The organism is Legionella septentrionalis, assembly GCF_003989745.1.
In the GTDB taxonomy this organism is placed as follows: domain Bacteria; phylum Pseudomonadota; class Gammaproteobacteria; order Legionellales; family Legionellaceae; genus Legionella_A; species Legionella_A septentrionalis.
Map to the genome: position 1 here is coordinate 13,568 of NZ_RZGS01000031.1, position 16,352 is coordinate 29,919.

Below are 16,352 nucleotides of genomic sequence, written 5' to 3' on the forward strand. Positions count from 1 at the left end.
AAATCCCTAAAATTATTTAACTGGTAAATTTAAACTGGACTGTACTTCGGCTGATTTTTGGTAGAGCGGTTTTATTTTTTGGCCCAAGTGAACTCTTCCCAAGCCTTCCAAAAGGATTTTTTCATCTTTTGTTAAACCGGAGCGGATGACATATAAATGCGGAACTTCATGAGCAATGGCAATTTCTCGCGATTTGATCACATTTTTTTCATCAACGACGTAGACAAATTTTTTATCCAGTACTTCAAAGGTTGCCTTCTGCGGGATCACCAGCGCATTTTTCAGCCGCTCGGATAAAATGATTGTGCCCGTTTGACCATGCCGTAATAAGTTTTCCGGGTTAGGAAAGCTGGCTCTGAATGCAATATTACCGGTTGCATTATCAAAATCTGCTTCGACTGTGTCAATGCGGCCTTCCTGATTAAAATTTTGCCCGTTCGCCAGTTCAAGCTTGAGAGGAAAATTATTGCCCGCGTTTTGTTTTTTCATGAAATTCAAATAATCCACTTCGGACACGTTGAAATAAACCCATATCCGGCTGTTGTCTGACATGGTAGTTAATAATTGTCCTTCTTCAATAAGACTGCCGACGCGCACGCGAAAGCGATCTACAATGCCGTCAAATGGAGCGGTAATGGTGGTAAATTGCAAGTGGATCTCGGCGAGTTTCATTTTCGTGCGTGTTTTGTCTAACTTGGCCTTAGCTAAGGCTAACTCGTTAGGTGAAACAACCTGCTTGGATTCTAGATTTTTAGTATTCTCATATTCAATTCTGCTGATTTCATATTCAGCTTTTGCTTTTTCCAATTCAACTTGTAACACCAATGGCATGATTTGAAACATTTTCTGGCCTTTTTGCACAAATTGGCCCTCATCAATGTAAATATGCTGCAAATAGCCTTTTTCTAATGAGCGGACTTGGATGTGTTGGATGGATTTAATCTGAGCGACATAACCGTTATCTATTGTAAGTGTTTCAGTCCATGGATTCGTAATTAAAATTTCCGGTATTTCTTTTTTGTGGCTCTCATGTTTTCTATGAGTAATCAAAAAACCGATGATTAGACAAGTTGAAAAAATAATTAATACCAACCGAGTCAAGTATCTTTTTTTCATGTGTGAAATCCATATCACTTTAAAGCTCAACTAGTTTATCTGGCGCCATAAGAATTTTTGTGTAAAATTCCCACTCGGTGCGTCTTTGATCAAATTAAAAGATGAATGAGAGCCAGAAAGAAGACTGTAAATAACTCAATATTACAGCAATATAGTAAATAAAATATATTAATCCCAAGCCCATGACAATAAATAATTTTAACTACATGCTGGTGAATTTAACGCGTCAGCTTCGCGCTTTGGTAAAAAGTCAAACAAAGGATTCACCGTTAACGTTTGAACAAATTAGGGCTATAAGCCATATTGCAAGATTTGAAGGCATATCGCAGGTGGAGTTGGCCAATTTACTGGAAGCCAAGGCAATGGCGGCTTCAACAATAGTCAATGCTTTAGAGAAAACATCCCTGGTCATAAGAAAAAGAGATAAGAGCGATGGGCGTACGTACAGATTACATCTAACTGCGGCAGGGAAAAAGGTTGCTGATGAACTTCAAGGCCTCTCAAAACAGATTTTTAAGTTAATGACAAAGAACATCAGTGAAGCTGAGTTGCATGTTTTTTATAGCACCCTGGAAAAAATGCAAGAAAATATCATTCACGCATTAAAATCGTGATGGGAGTATGAGGTATGTAAAAGTTTGCTGGAGTTATATGGAGTGCGCCACAGGTTTTGAATAAATATGGAATTGATAAGCAACAACCATTCTTTATGTCGAGATTGCGCGGTTAGAAAACAACTTCTTTAAGCAAAGATAAGCGGTGCTTAAATAACTTGTTAGCCTTAAAACTCATAAAGGTCCACATTAATAGGAAACCTTGATGGAAAGTTCTCTCCATCAAGGTTTCCTATTCTCACATGTTAAGTACTTGGCTTGTTTTCACCTCGTTTTGCCCAGAGAATCGAGTAAGTTTTTGATAGTCGATATTTTCGCATTTGAGTACAGGGATTTTATTGTCTAAGCGTGGGGCTACAGTAACTCTGAGGGCTTTGGTTTGCTCAAGTTTGGACGCGGCTTTTCTGGCTTTCTGCATGTCCATATCCGGAAATTCAAGCCAAATGACCCCACTATTTGCATTTTGCTTCCAACCTTCAAGGCCGGTTATTTTTTTCACAGCATCTAAAATAGCTGGGATTTGTTGCCGATCCAGGGGAGCTGGTTGAAACATCATCAATTTTTTCTGTTTCTCGTTATCCAATTTCTTCTCAATTTGAGCGAGCTTGGTTAAAGCGGCGGAAAGTAAAAAAGTGGATGCGTCAACCAAATTTTCCATTTCTAGGGCCATTTTGGTTTCCGAGCACCAGCACTTTCTTGCTGAAACCGATTGACGTCGAAAGTTGGATGCTTTCGTTTTATTTGTTGCAATAAATCACTGAATCCTACCCTGATTTCAATTAATTTTTTTAATTTTTTATCCTCAAAGACATTTTTTTGTGCTTCAACAATACGGGTATGAATGAGTTTTTGTAGAGGAAGTAAAGAGGAATCAATTTGCGCGAAGGCTTGCTGGTATTGGCTATTTTGATTTTTTCGTTCACCTGGATGGCGCAGTACAATACTTGGATAATCAAATGCACGTAAGAATAGATTGATGAGGCAGGTTGCGGTTCTGCCATTTGCATTGGCAAATGGATGAATTTCTGTGAGCTCATAAAACACAAAAGTCAAAAACTCGGTAACCTTCCCAATATCGTTTGTGTCAAGCTCAGAAAGTTTACATACCGTAGTGCCAGCCCATTGCTCCATGGCTGCGGGAATAAGTTTAGGAAGCATGCAGATTTTTACAATATTATTCACAATTTTCTTTTGTTCGTAAGTTAATTGGTCTAAATTGTACGCGGTCGCTAACTTGTTTATAGCGATGATCCCATGGATTGCTGGATGCTTATAATTTATATAAGGTATTTGTGATTCATGAATAGTATAAGTTTTATCGTCAGCAATTTTTTCCAGTAAAGAAATAAAATTGCTCGTTGCTTGTTTGTCGAGCCCAAAATCTTCATTTAAAAAAGATACAAATGAACTGCGAGGTTTATGCGGGTGCAAACCAGCTAGGTAATAGATAAAGTGATCAACCAACTGGCCATCGTAGAATGAATTCTTGGGTAAACTCACCTGCTTGTTTATCGTGAATTTGTAGCAATGTTTTTCCGAGATGACTGTGAAGTTTTTTGACCCACTGAATAAGCGTTTCCGGCTTTATATTTTTGATACCCTCTTTTTTTATAAGAGGAAGAATGTTTTCTTGAGCATACAAATAAGCATCCAGCATATCATGATACTGTCCTGCTTCAGGATAAAGTGCATCTTCGTAGGTTTGTGAGCCTGCCAAGCGTTGGGGAGAAGATTCTGGCTCAAAACTATAAACCAAAGCATGATTAAATTCGCTAAGTTTAGATAAATCAAGCATGTTAATTTCCATCTGGCAAATAAGCTGCAAATGTTACATGGCAAAACAATTAGTGTCCATCTTGAGATTTATTTGGCCATAATGTTTTTGGAAACTCATGCATTTATCTATCCATAAGCTATAGTCAAATAAAAGCCAATAATTTTAACTTTAAGAGTTAGGGATAAGGAAATTATGCGCCCCATTTGGTCTGGCTCCATTAGCTTTGGACTGGTCAATATCCCTGTGAAACTTCACAGTGGCACCATTGAGCAGCGGCCTGAATTACATTTAATGCGTAAAAGCGATGGGTGTCCCGTTAAATATTCCAGAGTATGTCGCTTTGATGGCAAAGAAGTCCCAATGGATGAAATTGTAAGAGGTTACAAGTGGAAAGATGGCGATTACATTGTTCTTGAAGCTGAGGATTTCAAATTAGCCAATGCCAAAAAAACGCAATCCATAGACATTGCGCAATTTGTTCATGTCGATGAAATTGATACCATTTATTTTGAAAAGCCTTACTACCTTGAACCCGAAAAATCTGGGCAAAAAGCTTATGTCTTATTACGACAAGCTTTAGAAGAGACTAAAACGGTAGGAGTGGGGGAGTTTGTACTGCGAAATAAAGAAGCTCTAGTAATTATTAAACCTTATGGCAAGCTGCTGGTATTAGAAAAGCTAAGATATGCAGCAGATATTCGCCCTCTGCAAGCATTAAATTTGCCTTCCAAAAATGAAATTACCAAGGCAGAGCTTAACGAAGGGGTGAAACTTATTAATAAAATGACTAAAAAATTTAAGCCGGAACAATATCACGACGATTATATTGAATATTTGCGTGCAATAATTGCTGAAAAAGTGAAAGCCAAAAAAACTGTGGAACGTAAAAAGCCCAGCAAAAAGCGAGCCCCCGAAAAAGTAGTGGACATCATGAGCCTCTTAAAAGAAAGTTTAAAAAATAAGGCTTCATGATGCCCCATAGCTGCCTACATACTTAAGTTATTCTTTTCCGGAATGAAAAATGTTTCGAAATCTTCTTCATTGGCTTCCATGAGTTCTCCTTCTTCTTCTCGCGAATAAAAAAGAACTTTTCTTGTGTTTTTATCGGCAACAATAAATTCACGACCTTTTTCTGCTTGCGCTGCAAAGAAGGGCCTAATCAGTTCCGGGCTAGGAAATTCAAGGGGAAAGATGGTTTCTTCGTTATCATCATCCTGAATTCCTGTAGGATGGCCAATGATTTGTTGTATGCAAACGTCGTAATCTTTTTTAAAATCTATGGCTTCCTCTTCCATCCAAATTAAATACTCACATTTATTGCAATTGTAAAGACGACCATCGCCAAAAGAATAACACCAGGGTTCTAAAGAATCGTCATCGAAGGTTATGAACTTTCGACGTTGAGATGCTTGTTGTTGAAAAAAAGTCCGCGCTGCAAATTCATCAAGAAAATGCAGGGTTTCCTGTGTGTTCATCTGATATTTTTTTTTAAAATCTCTTTTTATTTTTTGCTCGTCATGCTCGCTTTGGATTGAAAATGCTTTTTCTTTTTGTTGCCAACTCAATAGGGCCATGTGATAACTGTTATCATTAAGATATTGGCGAATTTCGGGATGTTTTAATGCCGGGGTGAAGTTTCCTTCCAGCCATTCGTTATATTCTTCAGCGCCACTTTCTTTAAGCAGTTTTTTTAATCCATCAGAATAATCCCGAATGTCTTCAAGTTGCTTATTTTTTTCAAAAAAATAAGCAAATTTTTGTTGATTGACCAAAGGGGTTATAAAAAAAGAACGATTTTTTTTAATTAAATCTTCAATTACGCTAATTGCTGGGATGAACGAATGGTTTTCTTCACTAGGCATCTTGTAATCCTTATTAATCTGTATTCTATAATGGTTGAATTTTAGGCAAAATGCGAAGTTAGAGCAAATTTGTTTTGGCATAAACCAGCACCAAAGCGCTTGTTTTATCCCGTTTCCTACGTGACGGGCAAGGCATTATTCTCCTGCTTGCCTGCACTCATGGATCGCATTTTCTTTACATAGCTGTAGACAATCCTCGTCGCCCGCACGTTCACATTTTGCTGTACATTGCGTAACTCTTTGCTGAACACATAAGGCTTGATCATCCTGTTGAGCATCAATTTGTGCGGGACTAATGTCCTCGGCATGAGCATTGAGAAAAAAGAGAGAAAAGAAAGTAAACGTGATTAATCTTGCCATGATATTCAGGTTCTTCAAATTACTTATTATCAGTTTAGCAACTCATGTATAAAAACACCGCAATCTAATTCATATTAAATTTATGAACCCTATTGCTGCCTCATAACCCGTTGGGTAAGCATGCAAATGAAGTATGGTCATTTTTTAAGCAAGTGGGTCGTGGGATATAAATCGCGATTTTTACAATCTTGCTATTTTTACTGGCTTGCTATAAAAAGATTGTTTTGGTCTTCAATGGAGTGAGCATGCTGAGTCATTTTTTCCAAACACCTGCCGTTACGGCTCCACGAGTTGAACTGCCAACTACCATTTTTGATTATCAATGCCACACTCACTTAAAGGTTCTGCAAGACAGGATGCTTCGCTTCAATCAAGCCTTGTCGGCATTAAAACAGCTAGATCAGAAAATCGTTGCTTCCCTAACGTTAGGAACAGCATGTTGGCTTTTTCCTAATATTACTTTTTCTGTCATCGGATTTTGTTTGGCTACCCATTGGTTAGGGAAACGTGAAGCTTTCTACAGTGAATATATGAAAGCATTGGCGGATTTGAAAGATGCTTATGCTTGGGCGATGGGAGAATCGAAAAAAGACATGTGGTATAAAATGGGCTCGACGGTCATACAAGAGCTAATCTTGACCTTGGGGCCTGTGCTTAGCAAAGACAATATCCTTAAGTGGGAAAAGGCCGATCTACAGCCGGCTATTATATCTGGACAGCGTGCGAAGGAGCCAAGTGAGAATTTTAAAAAAAGATTGGAATCCTTTGCTAAAGGGGAGCAGGAAAGAAGTTGGGAGTTTCAGCTTTATGGGGAGCAAGGCTCTCCAGGATTGCTCACCATGTTTAAGGCTACAGTTAAAGAATCCGTTTTATTGGCAATAAATGCTGTGGTGCAAAATAGGGAACTTAAGAATAAATAATTTGAAAAGTCTATACTTTAATATTATCTGCTGTAAAAGGAAGATATCATGACCAAACCGGTGCAAACCTATAAAAAACTCTATCGCTCCAGGAAAGACAAGATGATTGCTGGTGTATGCGGAGGCCTGGCTGAGTACTTTAACATGGATCCTACCCTCATGCGGTTAATTTTTATTGTGTTCCTGCTCTTGGGTGGTTGTGCTTTTTTAGTGTACATCATCATGTGGCTGGTTGTTCCCAAAGAGCCCATATAACATTTCTTTATGCAGCAAGATTATTGGAAGCAAAAATGGGAATCGGGGGAAATCGGTTTTAACCAAAAACAGCCGAATCCTTTATTAGTTCGCTATCTAGAGAACCTGCAATTAAAAAAAGGCGCCCGCATTTTTGTTCCTTTATGCGGTAAAAGCATTGACATGCTGTGGCTGCGGGAACAAGGTTATCATGTGGTAGGTGTTGAGTTAAGCGAACTTGCATGTAGGGATTTTTTTCAAGAAAATTTACTGCCAGTGCAAACCCATAAAACGGCCAATTTTATTCAGTTCCGGGGGGATAAATTAACCCTTTACGCAGGTAATTACTTTGAGCTGACGGCCGATCTCATTGGCGATGTCGATGCTGTTTATGATCGCGCTGCTTTAATAGCACTTCCTCCTACTCTAAGAATTCAATATGTTAATTATTTTTCTTCTTTGTTAAAGTTTGGTGCAAATATTTTTTTAATTTCTTTTACTTATGATCCTGAGAAAATGGAGGGGCCACCCTTTTCTGTAGATGCAAACGAGATACAAAAACTTTACGGCTCATTATTCCACATCAGGCAATTGTATAATGCACCTGCTGAAAAAATTTCCGCACACGTACGAGCTAAAGGGGTCACCCAAGCCAGCGAGCAAGTATATCAATTAATATTTACCGGCTTTCGGAAATAAGCACGCTTCAATAACTTTAATTCAAATGCTTAAGTGCGCCGACAAAAGATTATCGAAACTATGTGTTTATTCTAGTGACGACTATACTTAATAAATGGAATTATTTAAGCATAAGGAGATGCTTATGAGCACTAAATCAAACAAAATAATTACGTATAAAAATACTTTGGTAAGAATTTTAGCAAGCGCAAGTCGGGTTTTCCTGCAAGTTCTTTCTGTTCTCGCCATTGGTGAATGCAGACCTCGATATAACCCTCTTAAGAAAAAGGATGTATCAGCAAACAGAGATTAACAATTCCCATATAAATTAATCAATTCCTATTTAAATCACCGCTAAAAACTATAAAATAAAAATTTTAAGCATTATTCGGGGTTAATCATAAGTACAAGGATGATGTGGCAATGAAAATAAACAACTTATTTTCATTGCTGATGCTATTGTTTAGCAGTACCCTTTTCGCTGGTAAGACGTTTACAGGGAGTTGGGACGGCATTACCTTGACTACGGATCCGCATAAGCCTTTTTTCTTTTATTTTCAAACAGAAGGTAGGTTTTACAATTCCTATGTAAGAGATGAGTTATTTACGCGCTCAGCAATCGGCTATTCCGCGAGTAAAAAGTTAAGCTTGTGGGCAGGATATGATTTTTTTCAATCCTTGCATGACTCTAAAGAAATTGTGCAGGGAGTTTGGCAGCAGGGGCAGTATCAACTGATTGATGTAGAAAAGTTGACATTTACCTGGAGGAGCCGTTTAGAGGAGCGGTTTGCCACATTTGGAGCTGGAACTGCTTTAAGGCTGCGTAACCGTGCTCTAATTCAATTTAATAAATTAATTCAAAATAAATTGTCGCCTATTATTTATGATGAAGTTTTTTTGAATCTTAATCATCCTGATTGGGTTTCATCCAAAACATTAAGCCAGAATCGTTTTTTTCTGGGGGCAAGGTTTCCTGTTAAAGAAAATACTTCTGTGGTGATGGGATATATAAATCGTCAAAACTATAATACTTATGAGACAACCCAAGATCAGGTATTAAGTATAATGCTTGAAGTGACTATTGAATAAGTAAAGTAGGGCAGTTGTCTGATTACAACTGCCCTATTTATTTTAAAAATTAAAAGCCATATTGGCATTTTGCATGGGCTGTTGCTGCTGCGGATAGGAAGGCTGATAAAACATTTGCTGTGGGTAAATATTAGGGTATTGTTGTCCTGTATGTTGTTGAGAATATTCACTTCGTTGTTGATTATAATAAGCTTGCTGCTGTGAAATAGGCTCTTGGCTATTCTGCACGCTGCTGTTAGGGGCTACCAGTTCAACAAAAGCTTCAATTTCTTTAATTTGTTTATCTAACACTAGTCTGCCATTTTCATGAATTTGATGGATGGCGTAGGCGGTAAGAATGACACCAATAATGGTCGCTGCTATTCCAATTAATAACGCGCCGACTATACCTACTGGCCCCGTAGCTGCAATCACGGGTAGGGAGAAAGCAAGATCTGTTAAAATGAGAAGTCCCGCGCTAGTCAATCCTGCACCAACAACAGCTTTGAAGGAATTGCCCAAGATGCTAAATATGCTTCTTGTGGCATTACTACCGTAGTTAGAAGCCATGAGCTCTTTTAGATAATTAACTTCCACAGCCAAGTTATCTTGGGCTTTTTTATCGTTGGGGCTACCTAAAACAAGAATTCCACACTCTAAGATTTTGTTTAAGAGGGTAGCGTGCTCTTCATTATAATACCGGTGAGGTACGATTTCATTTACTCCTGGAACTTCCAGAGAGTCGAGTTCTTCCAAACTGCTAATAAAATTTCTGCCCGCAATGATGATCTTATTCTTTTTCTCACGGGTTTCGCGAGCAAGACGAGAATTAAAGAAACTATCCTGCAAAGTTTGATCGAGTAAGCTGATAAATTCTTTGCTTTTCGAGCTATCAATCATGTCCAATCTCCTAGAGAATGATTATTTACTATTCATTTTGGTAGCCAATATACCATAATGAAATAAAAAATCCTAATCCATGCTGCTTACACTGGTTAATTGTGAAGATTTGCGATTCCCAACAAAACCAGGAAAGCTCATGCCTTTGATTTTATTATGTAATTTGGTAAATAAAATGGGAAAAACGCCATTGCCGGTCACATTGGCAGTAGTGCCGAAAGGATCGCAAATTAAATAGACTGCTGTTATTAAGCCAATCATATCACTTGAGAAACCCAGATGAGCTTCCAAAATAGGGGTAACGACTAAAATGACTCCACCCGGAACTGCAGCGACTGCATATTTAGCCAGGGCAGTATATAAAGCAAAGACAGCAAAAGTAGAAACGGATGGTAAGGGTAGTCCAAATGTCAGGATAGTTGCCAAACTTAAAATAGGCACGCCGATGGCGCTGCCGATGGTATGAATATTAATAACAGCGGGAACAAGCATTTTAGCTTGCTCAGAATTATTCAGATTTTTCTCCGTAGAAACAAGAAGAACCGGCATCGAGGCAGCGCTTGAAATCGTAGTGAGTCCGGTTAAGCTCGCGGGTAAAACATTTTTCATATAGAAAAAGAATTTTTTCACTGAAAATTCGCTGGCTAAAAGATACCAAAAAACAATATACAACCATTGGCTGGCAATAATAAGAAGTAAAATAGGGCCGTATATTTTTAAGGAAGTCTGCAATACGTGCTCATATTCCAATTTAAATACAAACCCTAAAATGAACAAGGGGAGTAACGGGATAAATGCTTTTTTTAAGAAACCGTTGGCAAGTTTATTTAAAGTGTTTGCCAAGCGCTTTGCTTTCTCATTGGGCCACATGGAAAAAAAGATCCCGATGGAAAAACCCCACAATAAAGCTACATCGTTGGTAATTAATTTTTTTAAATGAAATGACCATGTCGGTAACAGCTGTAGGGCTGAGGCATTTACAGCCGTTTCCTTGAAATGAAGTAAATTAAGACCGATATATCCTGAAGTATAGCCATACATTAACGCTGTAAAATTCGAAGCAAATACGCATATTATTAATAGAAATACAAAAAGTACTGCACCTTTTTGCAAGTTAGAAAGACACGAAAAGACAAAACTGAAAATAATGAAAGGCAGTAAAAATTCCAAGATTCCTTTCATGCTCAAGCTAAACGCGTAACTAATGGCTTTGATTTGTACAGGAACGTATTGGCCTAAAAATAAAGGCAAAATCAAGATAGAAAGAAGGAGCAGCGGCAATTTTATTTTTTTAATAAAAGCTATAGACATCGTATAAAATCCTTTCATAAAGCCAAAATTTAACATTAAAAAACATACAGTATCCCAGAATCTTCGGTAATACGCCATTATTAAGATTAAGTGCTTAATAAAAAAACATATTACCTCAGGCTTGAATAAATAGTCTATGATTTATAGAAAACTGCTATATTAAAAATAATTGTAAATATTCATTAAGGATGATGAGAATGAAGCACAATACCGCTTTTCTTACTGATTTAAAGAAAATTCGTGATGATGCACGTAAACATTTGACCAAAGGGCCTGTAACTGAAAATTACCACCTTAATTTAGCAACTGTCATTGAATTATTAAATGGTGCACTGGCAACGGAATTAATTTGTTATTTACGTTATAACAAACATCATTATAAGGCAGCGGCATTAGGTGCCAGTGTGGCTGCTAGCGAATTTCTTGAGCACGCCAATCAGGAAAATTTACACGCCAATCAATTGGCGGCACGTATTGTACAGCTGGGAGGGGATCCAAATTTTTCCCCGCATGGATTATCTGAGCGTGCTCATGCCGAGTATGTGGAATGTGAAACTGTAGAATGCATGGTAAAGGAAAATTTGGTTGCAGAAAGAATTGCCATTGATATTTATCGGGAAATGATTAATTACATCGGCAACGCTGATCCGACTACGCGAAAGCTTTTGGAAGATATTTTGGCCGTTGAAGAAGAACATGCGGATGACTTATTGGATGTAGCCGCCGAGTATGATATTAAATTTGAGGATTAGATGTTTTTATTTTTAGCATGACTGGATGAAGCATTTGGCTTTTCATATGAAGGCTGCTTGCCTGCACTACTGAAAAAAGAACCATAATATTGAATTTCTTCAAAATCCTCATATTCAATGGTTTTTACAGCAGAGCTTTGTTCAGTTTGTAACAAACGGGTCGCTTGGGTAAGAGATGAGGAGCTAATTTTTTTATTTATCATGTTCTCACTTTCATTGTCCCATTCACTGCGCTCAGGCGAGTTTGCTCGATTAGGCAAAATACCCAATTCACGGGAAGCTTCAATTGGAGAAAGTATAAAATTAGTGATTCTACGCACTCCCTCGGTCAGAGCATATGCTGTTTGCACAAGCGCTAATGTCAGTGTACGTGTCATTTTACTGTACCATCGCGTAGGGGCAAATTGATAAAGTGCATTCCTTAAATAATCAAAAATTCCACTTGCTATGGATAGTGGAAGCTCAAGAACAAGTTTAAATGTATTTTTAAAAGTCACAAGAGGGGTCGTTGCGAACCATAATTTGCTTTCATTAGATTTTGGCGCGCCTAAAAAATACTGGGCAAAAGAATACTCTTCTCCAGCATTATTAAAAGTTTTGTACCAGCTATTCTTAAGAAAGGCAGTAAGCGAGGTTTGATGCGTCTGCTTTGAATTGTCTAACATCTGTAATCCTAGGCTTACAGGAGATTGATTGGCAAGGGTTTTTAGCATTCTGGTGCGATCAGCCCCATTCTTGCTTTTTCCGATTACTGCATCATTTGCCAGAATCTGCATCATTCCTAATGCATGGAAACCACAGGAAACACCATCAAACGTAGATTGTGTTCCTAATCCTTCGTATTGGAGGTCAATCGCTTCTTTGCCGGATTTGAATTTTACCTTGTGACTATAGTTCCAATTGAAAACTGAGCGGAATATAGCAGAGATTAATCCCCCGACTGTCAAGCCAGGTTTTTCAGAGCTATTGAGAAATGTTGATGGGTTGCTTAATTTAGAGTCAAATAATGTGTATTTATCTTTGGTATTTTTGTAGAGAACCGTAATATGGCGCTCGGTATTTCCGGCACCAATTACAGGAATAATTACTTGCTGCTCAGCCAGGAGAAAATCTTTTTGACTTTTAAAAAAATTGATTACTTCCTGATAGGTTAGCTCTGTTTTATAGGAGGAAGGAGCTTGAGTAAGCACAGGAGTACTGACTACACATACATTATCATTGAGAAAATAATTTAATTGAAAAGCTCCTAAGGACACGCTGTGTTTGACATAACCTTTATCTTCAAGCTTCTCAAAGTGATGGTTTAACGCTTTTTCAACCTGGCTTGAATACAGCATGTGTAAACCAATGGTCATAACTACCTCTGCTTATCTATTATTTCAATTTTAAATGATAATTATTAACTAAAGCTTAAAAACTGTAGTTAATTTTGGCTTGTAAATCAGTTTAACGCATCTGTTGCTGAAGCTGAGAAATTTAATGGAGTTTAACCAGATGATAATTAAGGGTACCCTAACAGGTGCTGAATACATTTACATTATAAATGGTTATATGTCATATGTTATTCACTTAAGGTTTAATTCAGAATAAAATGACTGCTCCTTGCGTTTGGCAGGCAATATCATGACTCTGGTTTCATTGTTAGGTGTTAAATCTATATTTGCTGGGATGTATGTTGGTTCAGTAGCTTATACGCATTTTCGCGGACGTGTTCGATTAAATTTTCTGCGCCAGTTAACTGATCATTCCAGTTTAATGGCTCCAATTAATGCAATAATGTACCTTTTTTCTTCTGTGCCCAAGACGCCTTATTTAAACGTAAACCAGTTTCCCGAACTTAAGGTATTGCGTGAAAATTGGCAGGTGATTCGGCAAGAAGCGGCTGCATTATACCAAGGGGGATATATTAGCGCTTCGGACAAGCACGATGATATTGGTTTTAATTCCTTTTTTCGGCGTGGATGGAAACGATTTTATTTAAAATGGTATCAAGATCCGATGCCTTCAGCCGCAAAGCTTTGTCCGAAAACCCTTGCATTAATTGAAAGTATTCCCAATGTCAATGCAGCCATGTTCACTTTGTTACCCAAAAATAGCTTTTTGTTCAAACATCGTGATCCTTACGCAGGCTCCTTGCGCTATCATTTGGGTTTGATTACGCCAAATTCTGATAAATGCTGTATCTATGTGGACGGGCAAATGTATGCCTGGCGGGATGGCGAAGATGTGTTATTTGATGAGACGTTTGTGCATTATGCTGAGAACCAAACAGAAGAAGATAGAGTTATTCTTTTTTGCGATATAAGACGACCGTTAACAAATCGTTGTGCTGATTGGTTTAACCGTTTTTTCAGCCGCACCGTGATGAAAGCAGCTTCCAGTAAAAATTTGCCCACAGAACCAGTAGGTTTTATTAACCAAGTCTTTAAATATTTATATCAAATCAGGATGCTAGGGAAGCGATTAAAAACGTGGAATAAGGCTTTCTATTACCTGGTTAAGTATGTGTTATTTGCCTCAATTTTTTACTTTATCTTCTTTTAAAAATTTCAAAACCATCTCTTTCCTAAATTAAGTAAACAGCTTCTTTAATTGACAATTAGAGAGGCTGCTGTTTTACTGAAAATAGGACATTTAAATCATGGATGCTCAAGCCAAGGAGATGGTGTCATGCTCAATTGCGAACACATACAACAATTAATAGCAGGTTGTCGAAAATTGGGATTAAGCGGGGTAGTGCGCAAGTTAAATGTACTATTGCAAGATATAAACGTCGATTTTGTTACGCAAGGAGAATTTTTAGGAAGTAATGGCAATCCTGCTATTTTTGTCAACGAGCAGACGTATAAACTCTTAAGTAAATTCCACCCCACCTGGAAAAAAAACAAAACAATTGTTATTAGAGAGCATGATTTTCATAACCCCCATATCGCCTTAATTACCAAAATCGGAATGATTGTGCATGAATTAGGGCATGCTTTTAACGTTGAGGCGAACCTCCCAAATTCGGAATGCAATGCTTATATATTTGAAGTAGAAGCACTGGCCCATCTTTACAAAAACAAAAAAGAATTACTCTATGGTTGCGAGAAAAAAGATTTACAGGATTATTTTAATGCTCGTCTACCTATTTATCGAAAATCAATTCAAAAAAATAATAAAGATAATAAAGACATTGAATATTTAGAGACGCTTGTAAAAAAAATTGAGCAAGATACCTTGCTGGAGGAGAAAATAGCAAGGGAAAAAGAAACCCAGGTATTGCTTAAATTTTCTTTACTGCATAGACAAAGACAAAAATTTCACCAAGACATAGCAAACGAGCAGGAAAGTTTTTTTATGGAAAAAAACTTATACCTTGTTGCTAAATAAAAAATCGTCTTCAATATCCATTTTGCACCGGTCTGTTAATTCTGACTCAGGAGGTAAGATTCCATTACTTATAATAAATTTCCCGAATGACTCATAGCTTTGCAGATGCCTGAATTCTTCAAGAGTCAGCAAATTTTTATATGCTGGCACCCAAAGTAAAAAATATACTAAATTGGGTTGACATTCCGCTAAGCCCAAAATCCAATGTGGAAGATTCTTTGGCGTTTGCTCGATTAAACTATTCATACACTCTTTGTCATGCAAAATTGCAAACCCATCCTTCTCATTGGCAATAATATGGGATAACAGGAGATTAAAATTCAGTTCGTTGCTTTTGATTCTGCTCAATCTTTCCGTAGAGTTTTCTCGGTGGGTGCTTAAAAAGAATGAAGAAATTCCGGAGCTGCGTTTTTCGTCGCGTATGCAAGTATATTGCATAAATAATTGAATAATTTCCGTGGGCAATTGAGAAAACAACATGGTGTTTCTCCTTAATTAATTTCTAGCATCATTAATAATGTCTTAATAATTACCAATTATACTTGCCAGTGATCATAGTATAAAACGGGCTATTCGCTTTATTAAAAAGAATTACGTATGAAATCAATCGGTACTTTATTCGGCGAATCTAGGTTACTTGCAAAATCCATTGACCGTATCAATATAAGCCCCGAGCAAATCGATTTTGCTGGCTGGAATGCTGAAGCAAAATTATTATGTAGTATGCAAGGTTCTTGTTTATCTTCAGCTACTTTATTAGTCAAAGGTAAATACGTACCTACTTATGGGATAAATGGGCGCTGTTATGGGTTTCTCTTCAATGCGGAGCAATGTTTTATTTATGATGTAAGTTCAAAGGATTCAAATTCAAATCGTATAACAAAACTCGAAAAAAGAAAGTTAAACAAAGGCATAGATTTACTGGCAAAGAACGAATTAGGCTTAAAAACCTTGGATGAATTAAGTACAGAAATTCAACTTCAGGATCCCAAGGAATTAAATGAAGTCTTATTGGATTCCTGGAAACATTCTTGTGTAGGTTTATACGTAAGATATTTGGAGAGCACTCAAGACCAAAAACATTTTTACACTTCTTTGCTGGAAATTCGGCTGATACAAAAGTACTTAATTCAAAAATTTAGTTTCCCAACAGATTTCCCAATATGTTTATATAATGAAAAACTTGGTAAATTAATGAGATTTCCCGCAGATACTGAACTTAAATTATATGCAAGAATGCAGGGTATTCATGCAAAAACACAACCTAAATTGTAACCCTCCCGTAAAATAGCACCATTTAAAACTAGAGTTTCTCCGGCATAATAGGCAAGAGGAGGAGAAACGATGAAACGCAGCCGATTTACAGAGCATCAGATATTAAATATTTT

The 16,352-nt window shown here is 37.4% G+C and carries 21 protein-coding genes; 11 read left to right on the forward strand and 10 right to left on the reverse strand.

The annotated features are described in order from the left end of the window. Nucleotides 1-12 precede the first annotated feature (12 nt). On the reverse strand, nucleotides 13-1,116 hold the full coding sequence (locus tag ELY11_RS09630) for an efflux RND transporter periplasmic adaptor subunit (RefSeq protein ID WP_126954839.1): 1,104 nt from the start codon (nucleotides 1,114-1,116) through the stop codon (nucleotides 13-15). Nucleotides 1,117-1,298: 182 nt separating this feature from the next. On the opposite strand from ELY11_RS09630, the gene ELY11_RS09635 reads away from it, so the two are divergent. Beyond that, a complete protein-coding gene (locus tag ELY11_RS09635; RefSeq protein WP_126954838.1) occupies nucleotides 1,299-1,730 on the forward strand; it encodes a MarR family winged helix-turn-helix transcriptional regulator in 432 nt (143 codons plus the stop codon). 238 nt (nucleotides 1,731-1,968) lie between these two features. On the opposite strand, the gene ELY11_RS12640 is transcribed toward ELY11_RS09635, so the two are convergent. From ELY11_RS12640 to ELY11_RS12650, 3 genes are read right to left on the reverse strand one after another with little or no spacing between them, the layout of a single operon-like run. Further along, nucleotides 1,969-2,400: a hypothetical protein gene (locus ELY11_RS12640; RefSeq protein ID WP_233579795.1), complete on the reverse strand. Its 432-nt coding sequence runs from the start codon at nucleotides 2,398-2,400 to the stop codon at nucleotides 1,969-1,971. Then, the gene (locus ELY11_RS12645) at nucleotides 2,391-3,230 is read right to left on the reverse strand and encodes a Fic family protein (RefSeq protein ID WP_233579796.1); all 840 of its coding nucleotides are present in this window, start codon (nucleotides 3,228-3,230) and stop codon (nucleotides 2,391-2,393) included. Before ELY11_RS12645 ends, ELY11_RS12640 begins: the two co-directional genes overlap by 10 nt. Next, nucleotides 3,187-3,525 carry a hypothetical protein gene (locus ELY11_RS12650; protein ID WP_233579798.1) on the reverse strand — a complete coding sequence of 113 codons (339 nt, stop codon included), beginning with the start codon at nucleotides 3,523-3,525 and terminating at the stop codon, nucleotides 3,187-3,189. Before ELY11_RS12650 ends, ELY11_RS12645 begins: the two co-directional genes overlap by 44 nt. A 174-nt stretch (nucleotides 3,526-3,699) precedes the next feature. Here ELY11_RS12650 and ku point away from each other — a divergent pair, with 174 nt between their 5' ends. After that, nucleotides 3,700-4,479 (forward strand): non-homologous end joining protein Ku, encoded by a 780-nt coding sequence (gene ku / locus ELY11_RS09645; protein WP_126954837.1) that lies wholly within the window; start codon nucleotides 3,700-3,702, stop codon nucleotides 4,477-4,479. 14 nt (nucleotides 4,480-4,493) lie between these two features. Here the strand turns inward: ku and ELY11_RS09650 are convergent, their stop codons facing one another. Both ELY11_RS09650 and ELY11_RS09655 read right to left on the reverse strand, forming a co-directional pair. Beyond that, nucleotides 4,494-5,369: a hypothetical protein gene (locus ELY11_RS09650; protein ID WP_126954836.1), complete on the reverse strand. Its 876-nt coding sequence runs from the start codon at nucleotides 5,367-5,369 to the stop codon at nucleotides 4,494-4,496. Between the two features lie 135 nt (nucleotides 5,370-5,504). Then, entirely contained in the window at nucleotides 5,505-5,729 is a 225-nt protein-coding gene (locus ELY11_RS09655; protein WP_126954835.1) for a hypothetical protein, read from the reverse strand. Nucleotides 5,730-5,974: 245 nt separating this feature from the next. Here ELY11_RS09655 and ELY11_RS09660 point away from each other — a divergent pair, with 245 nt between their 5' ends. The 5 genes from ELY11_RS09660 (at nucleotide 5,975) to ELY11_RS09675 (ending at nucleotide 8,650) form a co-directional block, all read left to right on the forward strand. Continuing rightward, a complete protein-coding gene (locus ELY11_RS09660) occupies nucleotides 5,975-6,649 on the forward strand; it encodes a hypothetical protein (RefSeq protein ID WP_126955024.1) in 675 nt (224 codons plus the stop codon). A gap of 48 nt (nucleotides 6,650-6,697) precedes the next feature. After that, nucleotides 6,698-6,904 carry a PspC domain-containing protein gene (locus tag ELY11_RS09665; protein ID WP_126955023.1) on the forward strand — a complete coding sequence of 69 codons (207 nt, stop codon included), beginning with the start codon at nucleotides 6,698-6,700 and terminating at the stop codon, nucleotides 6,902-6,904. 9 nt (nucleotides 6,905-6,913) lie between these two features. Beyond that, a complete protein-coding gene (tmpT, locus tag ELY11_RS09670; protein ID WP_126955022.1) occupies nucleotides 6,914-7,582 on the forward strand; it encodes a thiopurine S-methyltransferase in 669 nt (222 codons plus the stop codon). Nucleotides 7,583-7,706: 124 nt separating this feature from the next. After that, nucleotides 7,707-7,874: a hypothetical protein gene (locus ELY11_RS12420; protein WP_158615191.1), complete on the forward strand. Its 168-nt coding sequence runs from the start codon at nucleotides 7,707-7,709 to the stop codon at nucleotides 7,872-7,874. A gap of 110 nt (nucleotides 7,875-7,984) precedes the next feature. Further along, complete coding sequence (locus ELY11_RS09675; RefSeq protein ID WP_126955021.1) at nucleotides 7,985-8,650, forward strand: DUF2490 domain-containing protein; 666 nt, start codon at nucleotides 7,985-7,987, stop codon at nucleotides 8,648-8,650. Between the two features lie 42 nt (nucleotides 8,651-8,692). On the opposite strand, the gene ELY11_RS09680 is transcribed toward ELY11_RS09675, so the two are convergent. Both ELY11_RS09680 and ELY11_RS09685 read right to left on the reverse strand, forming a co-directional pair. Further along, nucleotides 8,693-9,529 (reverse strand): YdbT family protein, encoded by an 837-nt coding sequence (locus ELY11_RS09680; RefSeq protein ID WP_126955020.1) that lies wholly within the window; start codon nucleotides 9,527-9,529, stop codon nucleotides 8,693-8,695. A gap of 72 nt (nucleotides 9,530-9,601) precedes the next feature. Next, entirely contained in the window at nucleotides 9,602-10,840 is a 1,239-nt protein-coding gene (locus ELY11_RS09685) for a cation:dicarboxylate symporter family transporter (protein ID WP_158615192.1), read from the reverse strand. A gap of 197 nt (nucleotides 10,841-11,037) precedes the next feature. Here ELY11_RS09685 and ELY11_RS09690 point away from each other — a divergent pair, with 197 nt between their 5' ends. Further along, nucleotides 11,038-11,592 carry a ferritin-like domain-containing protein gene (locus ELY11_RS09690; protein ID WP_126955018.1) on the forward strand — a complete coding sequence of 185 codons (555 nt, stop codon included), beginning with the start codon at nucleotides 11,038-11,040 and terminating at the stop codon, nucleotides 11,590-11,592. On the opposite strand, the gene ELY11_RS09695 is transcribed toward ELY11_RS09690, so the two are convergent. Beyond that, complete coding sequence (locus ELY11_RS09695; RefSeq protein ID WP_126955017.1) at nucleotides 11,589-12,947, reverse strand: hypothetical protein; 1,359 nt, start codon at nucleotides 12,945-12,947, stop codon at nucleotides 11,589-11,591. The two genes, ELY11_RS09690 and ELY11_RS09695, sit on opposite strands and share 4 nt — an antisense overlap. Nucleotides 12,948-13,215: 268 nt before the next feature. On the opposite strand from ELY11_RS09695, the gene ELY11_RS09700 reads away from it, so the two are divergent. Beyond that, on the forward strand, nucleotides 13,216-14,136 hold the full coding sequence (locus ELY11_RS09700; RefSeq protein ID WP_199739175.1) for an aspartyl/asparaginyl beta-hydroxylase domain-containing protein: 921 nt from the start codon (nucleotides 13,216-13,218) through the stop codon (nucleotides 14,134-14,136). 126 nt (nucleotides 14,137-14,262) lie between these two features. Continuing rightward, nucleotides 14,263-14,964, forward strand: coding sequence for a hypothetical protein (locus ELY11_RS09705; RefSeq protein WP_126955016.1), 702 nt, complete (start codon nucleotides 14,263-14,265; stop codon nucleotides 14,962-14,964). Here the strand turns inward: ELY11_RS09705 and ELY11_RS09710 are convergent. Beyond that, nucleotides 14,944-15,444, reverse strand: a complete 501-nt coding sequence (locus ELY11_RS09710; RefSeq protein WP_126955015.1) for a hypothetical protein — start codon at nucleotides 15,442-15,444, stop codon at nucleotides 14,944-14,946. The genes ELY11_RS09705 and ELY11_RS09710 overlap by 21 nt on opposite strands. 117 nt (nucleotides 15,445-15,561) lie before the next feature. Between ELY11_RS09710 and ELY11_RS09715 the strand changes: the two genes are divergently transcribed. Next, nucleotides 15,562-16,239 carry a hypothetical protein gene (locus ELY11_RS09715; RefSeq protein ID WP_127033282.1) on the forward strand — a complete coding sequence of 226 codons (678 nt, stop codon included), beginning with the start codon at nucleotides 15,562-15,564 and terminating at the stop codon, nucleotides 16,237-16,239. Nucleotides 16,240-16,352: the final 113 nt, after the last annotated feature.

Coding starts and splice junctions, on each gene's coding strand:
- ELY11_RS09705 (WP_126955016.1), top strand. CDS start 14,263: ATGCTCAATTGCGAACACATACAACAATTAATAGCAGGTTGTCGAAAA.
- ELY11_RS09630 (WP_126954839.1), bottom strand. CDS start 1,116: ATGAAAAAAAGATACTTGACTCGGTTGGTATTAATTATTTTTTCAACT.
- ELY11_RS09710 (WP_126955015.1), bottom strand. CDS start 15,444: ATGTTGTTTTCTCAATTGCCCACGGAAATTATTCAATTATTTATGCAA.
- ELY11_RS09715 (WP_127033282.1), top strand. CDS start 15,562: ATGAAATCAATCGGTACTTTATTCGGCGAATCTAGGTTACTTGCAAAA.
- ELY11_RS09655 (WP_126954835.1), bottom strand. CDS start 5,729: ATGGCAAGATTAATCACGTTTACTTTCTTTTCTCTCTTTTTTCTCAAT.
- ELY11_RS09665 (WP_126955023.1), top strand. CDS start 6,698: ATGACCAAACCGGTGCAAACCTATAAAAAACTCTATCGCTCCAGGAAA.
- ku (WP_126954837.1), top strand. CDS start 3,700: ATGCGCCCCATTTGGTCTGGCTCCATTAGCTTTGGACTGGTCAATATC.
- ELY11_RS09650 (WP_126954836.1), bottom strand. CDS start 5,369: ATGCCTAGTGAAGAAAACCATTCGTTCATCCCAGCAATTAGCGTAATT.
- ELY11_RS09660 (WP_126955024.1), top strand. CDS start 5,975: ATGCTGAGTCATTTTTTCCAAACACCTGCCGTTACGGCTCCACGAGTT.
- ELY11_RS09635 (WP_126954838.1), top strand. CDS start 1,299: ATGACAATAAATAATTTTAACTACATGCTGGTGAATTTAACGCGTCAG.
- ELY11_RS12420 (WP_158615191.1), top strand. CDS start 7,707: ATGAGCACTAAATCAAACAAAATAATTACGTATAAAAATACTTTGGTA.
- ELY11_RS09695 (WP_126955017.1), bottom strand. CDS start 12,947: ATGACCATTGGTTTACACATGCTGTATTCAAGCCAGGTTGAAAAAGCG.
- ELY11_RS12640 (WP_233579795.1), bottom strand. CDS start 2,400: ATGGCCCTAGAAATGGAAAATTTGGTTGACGCATCCACTTTTTTACTT.
- ELY11_RS09680 (WP_126955020.1), bottom strand. CDS start 9,529: ATGATTGATAGCTCGAAAAGCAAAGAATTTATCAGCTTACTCGATCAA.
- ELY11_RS12650 (WP_233579798.1), bottom strand. CDS start 3,525: ATGCTTGATTTATCTAAACTTAGCGAATTTAATCATGCTTTGGTTTAT.
- ELY11_RS09685 (WP_158615192.1), bottom strand. CDS start 10,840: ATGTCTATAGCTTTTATTAAAAAAATAAAATTGCCGCTGCTCCTTCTT.
- ELY11_RS09675 (WP_126955021.1), top strand. CDS start 7,985: ATGAAAATAAACAACTTATTTTCATTGCTGATGCTATTGTTTAGCAGT.
- tmpT (WP_126955022.1), top strand. CDS start 6,914: ATGCAGCAAGATTATTGGAAGCAAAAATGGGAATCGGGGGAAATCGGT.
- ELY11_RS09700 (WP_199739175.1), top strand. CDS start 13,216: ATGACTCTGGTTTCATTGTTAGGTGTTAAATCTATATTTGCTGGGATG.
- ELY11_RS09690 (WP_126955018.1), top strand. CDS start 11,038: ATGAAGCACAATACCGCTTTTCTTACTGATTTAAAGAAAATTCGTGAT.